The sequence below is a fragment of the Flavobacterium fluviale genome (assembly GCF_003312915.1).
Classification (GTDB): domain Bacteria; phylum Bacteroidota; class Bacteroidia; order Flavobacteriales; family Flavobacteriaceae; genus Flavobacterium; species Flavobacterium fluviale.
In genome coordinates this window covers 204,434-219,302 of the sequence record NZ_CP030261.1, presented here as the reverse complement: position 1 = coordinate 219,302, position 14,869 = coordinate 204,434, and the positions used below count along the sequence as shown (strand labels likewise).

The 14,869-nt window shown below is 33.2% G+C and carries 15 protein-coding genes; 7 read left to right on the top strand and 8 right to left on the bottom strand.

Annotation, left to right across the window (positions count from 1 at the left end; genetic code table 11):
• Positions 1-66 precede the first annotated feature (66 nt).
• Entirely contained in the window at positions 67-744 is a 678-nt protein-coding gene (locus HYN86_RS01065; RefSeq protein ID WP_113676395.1) for a DUF2461 domain-containing protein, read from the bottom strand.
• A gap of 114 nt (positions 745-858) precedes the next feature.
• Entirely contained in the window at positions 859-1,938 is a 1,080-nt protein-coding gene (gene recF, locus HYN86_RS01060) for a DNA replication/repair protein RecF (RefSeq protein ID WP_113676394.1), read from the bottom strand.
• Positions 1,939-2,179: 241 nt separating this feature from the next.
• On the opposite strand from recF, the gene HYN86_RS01055 reads away from it, so the two are divergent.
• The 7 genes from HYN86_RS01055 (at position 2,180) to HYN86_RS01025 (ending at position 9,262) form a co-directional block, all read left to right on the top strand.
• Positions 2,180-2,959: a tetratricopeptide repeat protein gene (locus HYN86_RS01055; RefSeq protein WP_113676393.1), complete on the top strand. Its 780-nt coding sequence runs from the start codon at positions 2,180-2,182 to the stop codon at positions 2,957-2,959.
• Between the two features lie 93 nt (positions 2,960-3,052).
• Complete coding sequence (gene ribH / locus HYN86_RS01050) at positions 3,053-3,625, top strand: 6,7-dimethyl-8-ribityllumazine synthase (protein ID WP_113676392.1); 573 nt, start codon at positions 3,053-3,055, stop codon at positions 3,623-3,625.
• A gap of 137 nt (positions 3,626-3,762) precedes the next feature.
• The gene (locus HYN86_RS01045; protein ID WP_113676391.1) at positions 3,763-4,443 is read left to right on the top strand and encodes a DUF6624 domain-containing protein; all 681 of its coding nucleotides are present in this window, start codon (positions 3,763-3,765) and stop codon (positions 4,441-4,443) included.
• A gap of 159 nt (positions 4,444-4,602) precedes the next feature.
• The gene (mutL, locus tag HYN86_RS01040; RefSeq protein ID WP_113676390.1) at positions 4,603-6,546 is read left to right on the top strand and encodes a DNA mismatch repair endonuclease MutL; all 1,944 of its coding nucleotides are present in this window, start codon (positions 4,603-4,605) and stop codon (positions 6,544-6,546) included.
• Positions 6,543-7,292 carry a rhomboid family intramembrane serine protease gene (locus HYN86_RS01035; RefSeq protein WP_113676389.1) on the top strand — a complete coding sequence of 250 codons (750 nt, stop codon included), beginning with the start codon at positions 6,543-6,545 and terminating at the stop codon, positions 7,290-7,292. Before mutL ends, HYN86_RS01035 begins: the two co-directional genes overlap by 4 nt.
• Before the next feature lie 42 nt (positions 7,293-7,334).
• Entirely contained in the window at positions 7,335-8,198 is an 864-nt protein-coding gene (locus HYN86_RS01030; RefSeq protein ID WP_113676388.1) for a rhomboid family intramembrane serine protease, read from the top strand.
• A 17-nt stretch (positions 8,199-8,215) separates the two neighbouring features.
• Complete coding sequence (locus HYN86_RS01025) at positions 8,216-9,262, top strand: endonuclease/exonuclease/phosphatase family protein (protein WP_162789244.1); 1,047 nt, start codon at positions 8,216-8,218, stop codon at positions 9,260-9,262.
• A 77-nt stretch (positions 9,263-9,339) separates the two neighbouring features.
• Here the strand turns inward: HYN86_RS01025 and HYN86_RS01020 are convergent, their stop codons facing one another.
• The 6 genes from HYN86_RS01020 to HYN86_RS00995 form a co-directional block, all read right to left on the bottom strand.
• Positions 9,340-9,960 (bottom strand): WbqC family protein, encoded by a 621-nt coding sequence (locus HYN86_RS01020; RefSeq protein ID WP_113679816.1) that lies wholly within the window; start codon positions 9,958-9,960, stop codon positions 9,340-9,342.
• Between the two features lie 92 nt (positions 9,961-10,052).
• Entirely contained in the window at positions 10,053-11,609 is a 1,557-nt protein-coding gene (lepB, locus tag HYN86_RS01015) for a signal peptidase I (protein ID WP_113676387.1), read from the bottom strand.
• Between the two features lie 66 nt (positions 11,610-11,675).
• The gene (dapB, locus tag HYN86_RS01010) at positions 11,676-12,377 is read right to left on the bottom strand and encodes a 4-hydroxy-tetrahydrodipicolinate reductase (protein WP_113676386.1); all 702 of its coding nucleotides are present in this window, start codon (positions 12,375-12,377) and stop codon (positions 11,676-11,678) included.
• Between the two features lie 44 nt (positions 12,378-12,421).
• A complete protein-coding gene (locus HYN86_RS01005; protein WP_113676385.1) occupies positions 12,422-12,982 on the bottom strand; it encodes a DUF5683 domain-containing protein in 561 nt (186 codons plus the stop codon).
• The gene (locus tag HYN86_RS01000) at positions 12,982-13,884 is read right to left on the bottom strand and encodes a ParB/RepB/Spo0J family partition protein (protein ID WP_113676384.1); all 903 of its coding nucleotides are present in this window, start codon (positions 13,882-13,884) and stop codon (positions 12,982-12,984) included. The genes HYN86_RS01005 and HYN86_RS01000 overlap by 1 nt, the downstream gene beginning before the upstream one ends.
• 5 nt (positions 13,885-13,889) lie before the next feature.
• Positions 13,890-14,657: a ParA family protein gene (locus HYN86_RS00995; RefSeq protein ID WP_095952215.1), complete on the bottom strand. Its 768-nt coding sequence runs from the start codon at positions 14,655-14,657 to the stop codon at positions 13,890-13,892.
• Between the last annotated feature and the right edge of the window lie 212 nt (positions 14,658-14,869).

The window sequence follows — 14,869 nt, the reverse complement described above, 5'->3', positions numbered from 1 at the left end:
CAAAGTTTTTCCGCCACGAATTCACGAATTAATTTTAAATAATTCGTGAATTCGTGGCGATTTTTTCTAAAATTCTTCAGTCTCTAAAGCGCGATTGATAAATTCGTTTAAAGGTTTTAAAGCAATTAGTTTTTTGCTCATTTTAGAAACAAAATCTTTTTGAGTTACTTCAGAAATATCATAAACTTGAGTTGCTGTAAAACTTTTCAATTTCAAGAATTCTATTGCAGGATGATCTTTTTCGTAACCGCGAGGCATACTTTTAAGCGAATTATTTTCATTTATATCCAAACTTCCAAATTCTTTTTTGAAATCTTTATTGTTTAAAATTTCCTGTAAATCATCATAGAAAAAAGCAATTTCTTTTCGGACTTTCTTCAAATCTTCTGCGTCTGGAGAATAAAATCCGCCTGCAATAAAACTTGCACCTTTTTCGATGTGGACATAATATCCAGAGCGGTTTGCACCTTTTGCTCCAGCAGACATCCAAACGCCTAAATGTGACTTATAAGGAGATTTGTCCTTAGAAAAACGAATATCGCGATTGATTCTAAAAGTACAATTTTTAACTTCTAAAAATTCTAATGAAGGATCAAGCGGTTTCATAACATCAAGAAAATCACTTACCAATTGATGATAATCTTTCTTGAAAACTTCATATCGTTTTTTATTTTCCTGAAACCATTCTCTGTTATTGTTTCTTTTTAAATCGTCTAAAAATTGCAATGATTCTTTCGTTAGCATAATCCTATTATATTTATTGCAGTTGCATTTTGAGTTTTTTTGTTCAGGCTAATTTACTGATTTCTATTTGGGATTGATTCTAAAACTGATACAAATTACATCAAATTTCGCGCACTACAAATTGAAGATCTTATAAGTCTGATGCGTCGATTTAACAATCGCTTCGGTTCGTTCCGGATGTGTATCTGAAATAAAAAGCTGGCCAAATGTTTCGCTGTTTACCATTTCTACAATTTTCGCTACACGAGTTTCGTCTAGTTTGTCAAAAATATCATCAAACAGAAGAATAGGTTTTACACCGCTTTGCTTTTTTAGAAATTCAAATTGAGCCAGTTTCAAAGCAATCAAAAAAGATTTCTGCTGTCCCTGCGAACCGAATTTTTTTATCGGATGTAAATCAATTTCAAAAGACAAATCGTCTTTGTGAATTCCGACAGTCGTATAATGAAGCGCACGATCTTTATTGATGTTCTCTTGTAAAAGAGTCAATAAATCTTTTTCATACAAATGACTTTCGTAAACCAATTGTACACTTTCTTCAGATCCGGTGATAGCTTGGTGATGTATATTAAATATAGGTATAAATTGTTCTAAGAAATCTTTTCGTTTCTCAAAGATCGACTTTCCATATTCGTTCAGCTGCTCACTATATATAGATAAAGTATCATTATCAAAAGTATGATTTAAGGCGAAATACTTCAAAAGCGCATTTCGCTGTACTATTACTTTTTGATACTGAATAAGCTGATGCAGGTAAGTTGAGTCTAATTGCGAAATAACGCTGTCCATAAATTTACGACGCGTTTCGCTTCCTTCAATAATCAAATCTCGGTCGGCTGGCGAAATAATTACGAGCGGAACAAATCCAATATGATCTGAAAATTTATCGTAAGCTTTTCCGTTGCGTTTTAAAACTTTTTTCTGTCCCTTTTTTAAACTGCAGACAATCTGTTCTGTTCTTTCATTCTTCTCCAGTTCGGCATCAATCACAAAAAACTCCTCACCATGCTTGATGTTTTGAACGGCTAACGGATTAAAGTAGCTTTTTCCGTAAGCTAAATGATAAATAGCATCAAGCACATTGGTTTTTCCAATGCCGTTTTTACCCACGAAACAATTGATTTTGATATCGAAATCAAAACTGGCTTCTGAAAAGTTTTTATAATTAAATAAAGAGATTTTGTTTAAATGCATTTTTAGGGACTCAATCGATAAAAATTACTGTTTATGAGCAGTAAAAATTTGAGGGTGCAAATTACCGAAAATTATCAATATAATTGACTTTAGAGCTGTTTGAAACAGATTTATTTTATTACTGCCGCGAATAGGCAGCTGCATAACAAAAATATTTTTTTTAAAATAGTGATAAAATTGAAATTTTTTACGTCGGTTTCAATAAAAATTTTATTTTTGCCGTTCACTAAATAATTTTTAAATGGCAACTTACAATAAAAGAGGATATAAGACACCAAAAGAGAAGGAAGTTAAAGAAGTTAATGAAGAAGCACAGGTAGTTATTGACGAAAAAGACAGCACAACAGCTGGCGTTTTCTCAAAATTAGATGAGACAGCTTCAAAAACTGAGGATTGGGTGGCTAAAAATCAAAAAATCATTATTGGTTTAGTTGCAGGTATTGCTGTTGCTACAATTGGATATTTGGCTTACCAAAAATTTATTGCTACTCCTAAACAAGAAGAAGCAGCTAGTGAAATGTTTGTTGCACAGCAAAATTTTGAAAAAGCAGTAAATGGTGTTTCTAGCGATTCATTATACAAATTATCATTAAACGGTTCAGAAGGTAAATTCGGATTTATTAAAATCGCTGACGAATATTCTGGAACTGATGCTGGGAATTTAGCTAATTATTATGCTGGTATTGCTTATTTAAATACAGGTAAATTTGACGAAGCTATTAAATATTTAGGTGATTTCAAATCTGAAGATGTAATCTTAACTGCTTTAGCTAAAGGAGCAACTGGTGATGCTTATTCTCAAAAAAATCAGGCAAAAGAAGCTCTTGATTTTTATGTAAAAGCAGCTGAGTCAAACAAAAACGATTTTACAACACCTCGTTTCTTATTAAAAGCTGGAAAAACTGCTTTGGCTTTAGGTCAAAAAGAGGATGCTTTGAAATATTTTAATGATATTAAAGATAACTACGACAGTACTCCAGAAGCAGCATCTGTTGATGCTTTGATTGGATTAGCACAATAAAAATTTTAGACTTTAGATTTAAGATTGTAGATTTGTATTTAAGAATCTATCCCGAGGCTTCGGGACTAAATTAAAAAATCTAAAATATAACAGATGGCTACTGAAAATAAAAATCTATCAGAATACGATAAAAACACAATCCCAAATGCGAAAGACTTTCGATTTGGGATTGTTGTTTCTGAATGGAATGATACTATAACAGAAGGACTTTATAATGGTGCTTTTGATGCTTTGGTTGATTGCGATGTTCCTGCCCAGCAAATTATTCGTTGGAACGTTCCAGGAAGTTTTGAGTTAATCTACGGTGCAAAAAAAATGCTTCAAACCCAAAATGTAGATGCTGTTATCGTAATTGGATGTGTAATTCAAGGAGAAACAAAACATTTTGATTTTGTTTGCGAAGGCGTTACTCAAGGAATTAAAGATTTGAATGTTCAAACGGATATTCCTGTTATTTTCTGTGTTTTAACAGATAATAATATGCAGCAGTCAATTGACAGAAGCGGAGGAGTTCACGGTAATAAGGGAACAGAAGCTGCAATTGCAGCAATAAAAATGGCTTACATTCGTCAACAGGCTTCAATAGCTCATGCGTATAATCAGCCTTTACTGACTTCGGGCGCGCTTCAAATTGAAGATTCTCCACGAAAAATAGAGAACGAATAAAACACATTGTTTTAAAAAATATTAAAACCTATACTGTTAAAAAGTATAGGTTTTTTTTGTGCTTTTTTTGTGATTGTTTTAAGTTCCGTCGAATTCGGAATTATATTACATTTGAGTTGATCTTTAATTTAATTTCTATGAAAAAATATCTACTTTGCGCTTTTGTTTTATGCTTCAGTCTAACTTATGCTCAGAATAAAATCAATGAAAATTTAAAAAGAGAACTTGATTCAATTATGAAATCAGATCAAATTCTTAGGGAATATATCAATTTTGATACTTCTGAGGATCGAAAAAAAGAAATCGTGAAAGACCTTGGTCGTGAAAATGATCCGAATTTTAGAAAGGGCATTTGGCTAGAGATGAAAAAACGAGATTCTCTTAATTTGATTAAAGTTGAAGAAATTATAAAACTATACGGTTATCCAGGAAAAAGCTTAGTTGGCGAACCAACCAATATTGCTGCGTGGTATGTTATTCAGCACAGTTCTAAAATTGGAGAATATTTGTCATTGATTGAGAAAGAAGCGAAAAAGAAAGAGATACCTTTTACCTACTTCGCTAAAATGCAAGATCGTTTTTTAACGCAACAAGGAAAAGAACAGATTTATGGAACGCAAGGTCAGATGAAAGAAATAACGAACAAAGAAACAGGAAAAAAAGAGTTTTTTAATTACGTTTCTCCAATTGAAAATCCTAATAAAGTTAACGATCGAAGAAAGAAAGCGGGTTTTGTAACTACAGTTGAGGAAAATGCAAAAGAAATGGGGATGAAATACAAGGTTTATACCTTGGATGAAATAAAGAAAATGAACTAGTTTTTCTATGTATAACTTGGAATCATTCTGTTTTATAGACTGTTGTAGTTTTTGTTTTTTTTTATGATTGTTCTTATTCTAAAAGCCAATCAAAATTCACTAAATTTGTACTTCTTGGTTTTTACAAACTAATCTAAACTTTAAAACTATTTTTGCTTAATGTCGAGTATTATTCAATTGCTTCCTGATCACGTTGCTAACCAAATTGCTGCTGGAGAAGTGGTTCAAAGACCCGCTTCAGTTGTAAAAGAATTGTTAGAAAATGCTGTTGATGCCAAAGCAACTGATATTAAATTGATAATAAAAGATGCTGGTAAATCACTAGTACAAGTTATCGATAATGGTGTAGGAATGACAGTTACAGATGCGCGTTTGTGTTTTGCGCGTCATGCAACTTCAAAAATACGCCAGGCCGAAGATTTGTTTTCGCTTGGAACAAAAGGTTTTCGTGGAGAAGCTTTGGCTTCTATCGCTGCGATTGCACACATGGAAATGAAAACCAAACAAGATCAAGATGAACTTGGAACTCACATTGTAATCGAAGGAAGTAAATTTGTTTCGCAAGAAGTGGCAGTTCTACCAAAAGGAACTTCATTTGCGGTTAAAAACCTATTTTTTAATATTCCGGCTCGTCGTAATTTTTTAAAATCAGATACAGTTGAGTTTCGTCATGTAATGGATGAGTTTCAACGTGTGGCTTTAGCGCATCCAAATATTCATTTTAGTTTTTACCACAATGGAAGCGAGATGTACAATCTTCCTGCTGCAGGATATCGCCAGCGAATTGTAGGTATAATGTCTGGTAAAACCAACGAAAAACTGGTTCCAGTAAATGAAGATACCGAAATTATAAATGTGCAGGGTTTTGTTTGTAAACCCGAATTTGCTAAGAAAAATAGAGGAGAACAGTTCTTTTTTGTAAATGATCGTTTTATTAAAAGCGGTTATCTGCATCATGCAGTAATGTCTGCTTATGACGGATTGTTGAAAGATGGTTCGCAGCCAAGTTATTTCTTGTATCTGCAAGTACCGCCAAATACAATTGATATTAATATTCATCCCACTAAAACCGAAATTAAGTTTGACGACGAACAGGCATTGTATGCTATTTTAAGAGCTTCGATCAAGCATAGTTTAGGACAGTTTAATGTTGCACCAGTTCTAGATTTTGACAGGGATTCCAATTTAGATACGCCATATCATTACAAAGATGTTGAGGCAGAAGTGCCGACTATTCAAGTTGATGGAACTTTTAATCCGTTCACAGATGATAAAACCAATCAGCATTATAGCAAAGCAAGCTCAGGATCTAGTTACAGTTCAGGCTCTGGTTCATCTTCGTTTCCGTCTTCAGGTTCTTCTTATTCAGGATCTTCCTACTCGGGTTATTCTAAAAGAGTAGAACCAACTGCAAGCTGGGAAAGTCTATATGTTGGTTTAGATACAGAAAATCCTGAAACCATAGAAAGTTCGCCTTTTACATTTGAGAACGAAGAAGTAACCTCTTCTTTATTTAATGATGATGAGGTAGAGCAGGCAACTCAAAAAACATATCAAATTCATAAAAAATACATTGTTTCGCCAATTAAATCAGGAATGGTAATTGTTGATCAACAGCGCGCGCATCAGCGTATTTTATATGAACAATTTTTGTTGAATATGACAGTAAATCAAGCATCAAGCCAGCAATTGCTTTTTCCGCTCGATTTGTTTTATTCAGCCTCTGAAATGGAATTAATAGAAGAATTAAAACCTTCATTAGAAACAACAGGATTTGTTTTCGATGAGACAAAATCAGATCATATCGTAATTTCTGGAATTCCAGTAAATATTACCGAAAGCGAAGTTTCGCTTGTAATCGAGCAATTATTGAGCGATTTACAAGACGGAATTCCAGCAAATAGTTACAGTCAAAATGATACAATTGCCAAATCAATGGCAAAAAGTTTAGCGGTTAAAACTGGATCATATTTAACCGAAAAAGAACAAGATAATTTAGTAAATGGTTTGTTTGCTTGTAAAGATCCAAATATTTCACCTTTTCAAAAACCAACTTTCATCACCATGCGTGTTGAAGATATAGATAAAAAGTTTGCATTATGATGAATATGACACCAGTAGTTAAACAACTGCTAATTATTAATATTATATTTTTTATTGGATCTCAATTAGTGCCGGTTTCTTATGAATATTTGGCAATGTTTTTTCCAGAAAACTCAAATTTTAGAGCTTGGCAGCCAATAACGCACATGTTTATGCATGGTGGTATAATGCATATTGCATTTAATATGTTTGCCTTAGTTTCTTTTGGATCTGCATTGGAGCATTTTTGGGGAGGAAAAAAATTCATCTTCTTTTATATTTCTTGTGGCTTAGGCTCAGCTTTACTTCATACTCTCGTTAATTACTATTTTTTTCAGGATACAATGAGTACTTTGACAGCAAATGGGTTTAATAAAACTCAGATTTTGCAGCTTTTAAGTGAAGGAAAAATTGATACTAGATGGCAGAGTTTAGTAAGTGTTGCACAATTTCAAGGATTTACAGATGCTTACATTGGAACAGTGGTTGGGGCATCTGGTGCAATTTATGGATTATTGACTGCTTTTGCGTTTATGTTTCCTAATGCAGAATTGGCTTTATTATTTATTCCTGTTCCGATAAAAGCTAAATATTTTGTTCCAGGGCTTTTGTTAATTGACTTGTTTTTAGGAGTCAAAGGGACTTCTTTATTTGGCGGAGGAGGCACTGGTATAGCCCATTTTGCTCACGTTGGTGGTGCAATTACTGGTTTTTTAATGATGTGGTACTGGAAAAAAAATCAGTTTAACAACAACCGTTGGAATTAATTTTTAACTTTAAGTTTAAATTCTAAACCAAAAGAAGTTTTTATGAATATTCTAGACGATTTGAAATTACAATATAGATTGGGAGGCATAGCCATGCGCGTTATTTATTGGAATATCGCATGTTTTATAATCTCTTTAATATTTTTCTATCAATTTTCAATTGGTCAATTTGATTTTCCAAGCTGGATTGCTTTATCGTCCGATCCTCAGGTTTTCATGTTCAAACCATGGACTTTTTTAACTTATGCATTTTTTCACGATGGATTTTTCCATTTGTTGTTTAATATGATGGTTTTGAACTTTGCCAGTTCATTGTTCTTAACTTATTTTACTCAAAAACAATATTTAGGATTGTATATTCTGAGTGCTCTATTTGCTGGAGTTGCTTTTGCATTAAGTTTTTATTTGTCAAATATCAGCGGTTCTATTGTTGGTGCCTCTGCAGCTATAATGGCAATTTTAGTTGCAGCAACAACCTATTCTCCGTTAATGAATGTCCGCTTGTTTTTATTCGGAAATGTTAAGCTATGGCATATTACAGCTGTAATTTTAGTTTTAGATTTAATGCAGTTTCGTTTAGGGAATATGGGTGGGCACATATCGCATCTTGCTGGTGCTTTCTTCGGATTTGCTTATATTAAATTATTGCAAAACGGTACAGATTTAAGTATCATTGTTTCTAAAACACTAGACTTCTTTGTCAATCTTTTTAGAAAATCTCCTTCGACCCCATTTACAAAAGTTCATAAAAATTACAACAAACCTACGCCAAAACCTACTTCAAGAATTGTTACGAAAGATAAAACGCAGCAACAGATTGATGAAATTTTAGACAAAATCAGCCAGTCGGGTTATGACTGTCTGACAAAAGAAGAAAAAGAGTTTTTATTTAAAGCTGGAAAATAAACTTGTAGGAAAAAATTATGAAAAACCTTTCTTGGTTTAATAAAATAATGTTCTTTTTGAATATAGTACTGACTGTGCTTACATTTAGTGTCTATATTTTGCCATTTTTAGCGCCTAAGAGCTTTCCGCTTTTATCGGTGCTTACTTTGTTTATGCCGGCTTTTTTTGTTGCAAATGGGTTGTTCTTTGTCTATTGGGCAATTCAGTTTAAAAAGCGCCTTATTTTGTCTGGTTTGGTATTGCTTACAGGAATTACATTTATTAGTAAATTCTATAAGTTTTCTGCTAAAGAATATATTCAGGACGAAAAAGATTTTTCTGTAATGAGTTACAATGTCCGCCTTTTTAATGTTTTTAAATGGCTGGATAGAGATGATATTCCTGACAACATTAAAACCTTTATAGACGAGAAAGATCCAGATATTTTATGTATTCAGGAATACTCGAATTCTGCACATCTAGATTTAAAGGTCTATCCACACCGCTATATTTTTATCGATGGGAAAAAGATAAAAACAGGTCAGGCAATTTTTTCTAAATTTCCTATAATAAATGAGGGTAAGATTATTTTTCCAAAATCGGATAATAATGTAGTTTATGCCGATATAAAACGTGGCAAAGATGTTATTCGTGTATATAATATGCACTTACAGTCTATTAAAATATCTCCCGATGTAAGTGAGATTTCTGATGATATAGATAATGTAAACCAAAAAAAATCGCAGCGTATTTATGCCAGAATAAGTAAAGGTTTTACACAGCAGCAGGAGCAGGCAGAGATTTTTAAGGAAAATATCAAGCAGTGTAAAACTCCATTTATTATTTGCGGAGATATGAATAACAGCCCGTTTTCGTATGTCTACCGAAGCATTAAAGGAAAACAAAAAGACGCTTTTGAAGAAGCTGGTGAAGGCTTTGGAGCTACTTATAAATTCCGTTATTATCCTGCTAGAATCGACTATATTTTTACAGATAGTAAAATGAAAGTAAAACAATTCGAAAGTTTTTCTGATTTCGAAAATTCAGATCATTATCCTATAATGACTAGACTTTCAATGGAATAAAGAAGTGAAAATTCCAATCTTTTAAATTTTAAATTCCAAACTCTACATCCAAATTTCAAAACTGAAAACTGGATTTTCTATTTAATATCTAATTTCTGAGTTTTCAAATAATCCATTGCAAATTTACCTTCATTAAAAAGCAAATCTAAAACGCTTAAATTATTGATGAAACCATGTTTATCATCAAAGACCTGAGTGTATTTTTCGAAAGTATTACTGTCTTTTTTTCCGTTTGCTAAATATCTAAAATCAGCAAAATCGGGTGTTTCATGAAAATATTCTGTGGTTTTTCCGAATTCAAATTTCATTCTGAGACATTTTGTTATGATGTCTAAAACTTCAAAATTAAGATCCATTAAAAAAGTGTGCTTTTTTTCGAATATAGGAGCGATGTCGTCCTCAAAGTACTCGAAAAAAGGAGAACTTCTGTAAGCTGCTTCAAGTGATTTAAAATGCTGTTTCTGCCAGTCAAATTCATTTTCAATCAAAATTTCTTTTGTCTTTTGATGAGCTTCTTTTGAATGCTTAACAGGGATATTTAATAATTGAATTCCGTTTGGACTATAGATGTAAGTTCTATTTCTATTTGTCTGTTTCTGAAAATTATCCTCCATTTCAAATGTAATTTTTTCAGATTGCGCTATAACCGCAAAATGACTAATAGAAGGAAAATAGGTCGGAAGTATTAAGGAATTCATTTCGTTTTGTTTCAAGTTTAAAAGTTTCAGGTTTCAAGTTGACGTAAAAAACGTGAAACTTGAAACCTGACACAAAAATAACTTTTTTTTAATTATGCTTTATTCTCTCGTCTTTTTTTCCAAATAAAATCTCCTACAAAATAGATAGCTAAAAGAATTAAGAAGTATTTGAAGTAAGATTGCGGCTGGCCTTCACCATCTACAGTAGTGAAAACTCTGTCCCAGCGAATTTTATTAATGCCTTTTCCGTTAGTATCCCAGCTCATCCAGATGAATACTGGTTTACCAACGATATGGTTTTCTGGAACGTAACCCCAATAACGGCTGTCTTCAGAGTTATGGCGGTTATCTCCCATCATCCAGTAATAGTTCTGTTTGAAGGTGTATGTAGTTGCAGGTTTTCCATTAATTAAAAATTTCGAACCTTGTAATTCTAATGTGTTTCCTTCATAATTTGTAATGATCTCTTTGTAAAAAGGAAGTGATTCATTGTTTAATGCAACAGTTTTTCCTGCTTCAGGAATGTAAATTGGTCCCATGTTGTCTTGACTCCATTTGTTGATATGCGGGAATATTCTATTGTCATCATTTTTGTCGACCATTCTTGTTACAGAGGAAATTCCTGGAGTGTTTCTGAATCTTTCTGCACTTGCGTCTGTCAAAGCTCCTAAAACAAGAGTGTCTCTCTTTTCTTCATTTTTGAAATAGCCGCCATCTGTAATGTCTAATTCTTTTATTAAAGATTGCAAATCCACTGGAGTTTTTCCATCAAAAGCAATTGTATAAGAGTATTGAGGTTTAGCTCTTTCTGGTAAAACTAATTTTTTGCCATTAATAAAAACAAAACCATCCTTTATTGATAAACTGTCACCTGGAATACCAACACATCTTTTTACGTAATTTGATTTTTTATCAATAGGTTTGATAACGCCTGGTCTTCCTGGAGCTTCATGAAAATAATGAACCGTATCGACCGGCCAGTTGAAGACAACTATATCGCATCGTTTTATGTTTTGGATAGCTGGCAGCCTGAAATAAGGCAGTTGCGGCCAGCTTAAATAAGATTTGCTTTTTGTTAATGGTATAGAATCGTGAACCATTGGTAAGGCTACGGTTGTCATTGGAACGCGCGGACCATAGTTTAATTTGCTGACAAACAAGAAATCTCCCACTAATAGTGATTTTTCTAAAGATGATGTCGGAATTGTGTAGGGCTGTACTACATAAGTATGTACTAGAGTTGCAACTATGATAGCAAATAATAATGAGCTGACAGTGTCTGCTGTTTTGTTTTCTGGAGTTAAACTTCTGTCTTTACGGTACTCTAATTTCTGAGTGTAGTTTACGTAATAGATGTAAAAGCCTAATGTGAAAAGTCCTAGAAGAGTGTCTAAAGTAGATCTTTTATTAAAAGTTCTTAAGGTTTCTACCCATACAACAGGAAACATAATCAAGTTGATAATTGGAATAAAAAGCAGTAATGTCCACCAAGTAGGGCGACCTATAATCTTCATTAAGACAATAGAATTGTATACCGGAATTGCTGCTTCCCAGCTTTTTCTTCCCGCTGCCTGATACAATTTCCAAGTACCAAGAAAATGAATTATTTGCACAGCTAAGAAAAATACGAACCAAGAGTAAAGTGTCATAATATTGTATTTTTAAGTTTCAAATTCAGGATTGAATTTTTTTAGTTAATCCAAAACTTATTCGATTTATTGTAAGTTTAGTACATCTTTCATAGTGAAAATCCCCTGTTTGCCAGCAAGCCATTCTGCGGCAATTACAGCGCCAAGAGCAAAACCTTCACGATTGTGAGCGGTGTGTTTGATCTCAATACTATCTATTGCAGAATCGTAGTTTACAGTGTGGGTTCCAGGAACTTCTCCAATTCGTTTTGCTTCAATACGAATTTCGTTATTTTTAGCTTCTTCCAATGTCCAGTTATCGTAATTACTATTTTCAATAACACCTTGCGCTAAAGAAATAGCCGTCCCGCTGGGAGCATCAAGCTTGTGGATGTGGTGGATTTCTTCCATCGAAACTTTATAAGAGTCAAACTGATTCATGATCTTAGCTAAATATTCATTTAAGCCAAAGAAAATGTTTACACCCAGACTAAAGTTTGAACTCGAAATGAACCCGCATTTTTTCTCATTGCAAAGAGCAATCATTTCATCATAATGTTCCAGCCATCCGGTTGTTCCAGAAACTACGGGAACATCAGCATTAAAAGATGCTGAGATGTTATTAACTGCCGCTGATGGAACGCTGAAATCTATGGCAACATCTGCTGTTGAAAGTCCGTCATAGCTGTTAAATTCGTCTTTCTTTAAAACTATTTCATGACCTCTTTCTAAAGCAATTCTTTCGATTACTTTACCCATTTTTCCGTATCCTAAAAGCGCAATTTTCATTATGATTATTTTTTTTATTGATTTTTTAAATAGAGATTAATCTATTAAAACTTGTAATTAAAGGTTAGTCCAACGTTAGGTCTAAATGTTACATCGTTGGGATAAATTTCAGGACGCATTGACAGTCTTTCATTTACGTTAAACTGAATCAAAGCTGCATCGACATTGGCATCAATTATGTTTAGGACATAAAAACCAACTACAAATAAGGCAGATAAATCTCTGTTTCGCTGGTAAAATTTTTGGCCGGCAATTAGTCGGCTGTCGTCGAGAAATTGATAATTATCATCGTTGTAGCCTTCTAATCTTCGTTTGTAGGCATCGCGATAATCGTGGTATTTTCTATTGTTGTCTATATAGAAATATAAACTGGTTCCAATTGCTCCGTAAACCAATGGAATTTTCCAGTACTTCTTATTGTATGCTTGACCTAAACCAGGTAAAATTGCAGAGTAAAAAGCTGCCTTTGCTGGCGTAAGCGGATCTATTTCTTGTAATGCAGTGGTGTCTTTTACGACCAAAACCGTGTCTTTTTTTACCTGGGCAAAAAGAGAAACGGTTCCTGTTAGAAAGAACAATAGACCGATGGGGACAATTTTATTCACTATCCGTTTATTAATTTTATAATTCTGTTAAAGTCGGCTTCAGAATTGAATGGAATTGTGATTTTTCCTTTTCCGTTGCCAGCGACTTTAATATCAACTTTCGAACCAAAATAATCGTTGAAAGTGTTTTTTTGGGTTTCTCTTACCACAAATCCAGAATCTGTTTTAGGTTTTCCTTCTGCTTTTGGCTGCTGCCCTTCATGATAATTTTTTACCAAAGCTTCTGTTTCACGAACAGATAAATTTTGGCTTACAATTTTTTGGTAGATATCTGTTTGAACATCAAGGTCTTCAATATTGATAATTGCTCTACCATGTCCCATACTGATAAAACCGTCACGAATACCAGTTTGGATAATCGGATCTAATTTTAAAAGACGTAAATAGTTGGCAATTGTCGAACGTTTTTTTCCAACTCTTTCACTCATTTGTTCTTGAGTTAATTGAATTTCATCGATTAAACGCTGGTATGATAATGCAATCTCAATTGGATCTAAGTCATGACGCTGAATATTTTCAACCAAAGCCATAACCAGCGATTCGTTGTCGTTTGCAATACGTATATATGCTGGAACATGAGTTAAACCTATTAAGGTAGAAGCACGAAGACGGCGTTCTCCTGAGATTAACTGATATTTATTGAAATCTAATTTACGAACAGTAATAGGTTGAATTACACCAAGTTCTTTAATAGAAGTGGCTAATTCGCGTAAAGATTCTTCATTAAAATTGCTTCTAGGCTGAAACGGATTTATTTCGATAGCACTTATTTCAAGCTCAATAATATTTCCAACAACCTTGTCAGCATTTTTGTCTTCTACTGATGTAATGTCGTTTTCTGGATCTTTTAATAATGCTGATAATCCTCTTCCTAAGGCTTGTTTTTTAATTGCTTTTGTCATAAAAACTATTTGCTGTTTTTCTTTATAATTTCTTGAGCTAAATTAATGTAGTTTACGGCACCTTTACTGGTAGCGTCATAATTAATGATGCTTTCACCAAAACTCGGTGCTTCACTTAATTTTACATTTCGCTGAATTACGGTATCAAAAACCATATCGTTAAAGTGTTTTTGAACCTCTTCTACAACCTGATTAGATAAACGTAACCTTGAATCGTACATAGTTAGCAACAAGCCTTCAATGTCAAGATCTGGGTTGTGTATTTTTTGAATACTTTTAATAGTGTTCAATAATTTTCCTAATCCCTCAAGAGCAAAATACTCACATTGAATAGGAATAACTACAGAATCTGCAGCTGTTAAAGCATTCAAGGTTAACAAACCTAAAGAAGGCGCACAGTCGATAATGATATAATCATATTCATCTTTCACGCTTTCTAATGCTTTTTTAAGCATATATTCACGGTTTTCTTTGTCAACCAATTCAATTTCGATAGCAACAAGGTCAATATGAGCAGGGATCACATCTACGTTTGGGGCTGTACATTTTAAAACGGCTTCTTTCGGTGTTATACTGTGTTCTAGAATTTGATAAGTTCCAGCCTCAACTGTTTCTACGTCAATTCCAAGACCAGATGTAGCATTGGCTTGAGGATCAGCATCGATCAATAATACTTTTTTTTCTAAAACACCTAATGAGGCAGCAAGATTTACTGATGTAGTAGTCTTTCCAACGCCTCCTTTTTGATTAGCAATAGCAATGATTTTGCCCATTTATTTTCTGAATTTTGAACCGTAAAAATACAATTATTTATGGTTTTTGAAAATCTATTTTGTTAACATTTATGAAAGTTTGTTTAACCGTGGTTTGGTGGGTGTTTGCAGAAATTAATTTTAGTTTTTAAAAGAATTATTAAAGACGTTTCTTATTTATTTAATTCTCTTTTTTGTAATTAAAGCTTTAAAACCATTTAATTTTAACAAAA

Bases quoted from the DNA above. Each gene is read 5' to 3' on its own strand.
- HYN86_RS01035 (WP_113676389.1), top strand. From the start codon at position 6,543: ATGATGAATATGACACCAGTAGTTAAACAACTGCTAATTATTAATATT.
- HYN86_RS01065 (WP_113676395.1), bottom strand. From the start codon at position 744: ATGCTAACGAAAGAATCATTGCAATTTTTAGACGATTTAAAAAGAAAC.
- ribH (WP_113676392.1), top strand. From the start codon at position 3,053: ATGGCTACTGAAAATAAAAATCTATCAGAATACGATAAAAACACAATC.
- HYN86_RS01000 (WP_113676384.1), bottom strand. From the start codon at position 13,884: ATGACAAAAGCAATTAAAAAACAAGCCTTAGGAAGAGGATTATCAGCA.
- dapB (WP_113676386.1), bottom strand. From the start codon at position 12,377: ATGAAAATTGCGCTTTTAGGATACGGAAAAATGGGTAAAGTAATCGAA.
- HYN86_RS01025 (WP_162789244.1), top strand. From the start codon at position 8,216: ATGAAAAACCTTTCTTGGTTTAATAAAATAATGTTCTTTTTGAATATA.
- HYN86_RS01020 (WP_113679816.1), bottom strand. From the start codon at position 9,960: ATGAATTCCTTAATACTTCCGACCTATTTTCCTTCTATTAGTCATTTT.
- HYN86_RS01055 (WP_113676393.1), top strand. From the start codon at position 2,180: ATGGCAACTTACAATAAAAGAGGATATAAGACACCAAAAGAGAAGGAA.
- lepB (WP_113676387.1), bottom strand. From the start codon at position 11,609: ATGACACTTTACTCTTGGTTCGTATTTTTCTTAGCTGTGCAAATAATT.
- HYN86_RS01030 (WP_113676388.1), top strand. From the start codon at position 7,335: ATGAATATTCTAGACGATTTGAAATTACAATATAGATTGGGAGGCATA.
- mutL (WP_113676390.1), top strand. From the start codon at position 4,603: ATGTCGAGTATTATTCAATTGCTTCCTGATCACGTTGCTAACCAAATT.
- HYN86_RS01045 (WP_113676391.1), top strand. From the start codon at position 3,763: ATGAAAAAATATCTACTTTGCGCTTTTGTTTTATGCTTCAGTCTAACT.
- HYN86_RS00995 (WP_095952215.1), bottom strand. From the start codon at position 14,657: ATGGGCAAAATCATTGCTATTGCTAATCAAAAAGGAGGCGTTGGAAAG.
- recF (WP_113676394.1), bottom strand. From the start codon at position 1,938: ATGCATTTAAACAAAATCTCTTTATTTAATTATAAAAACTTTTCAGAA.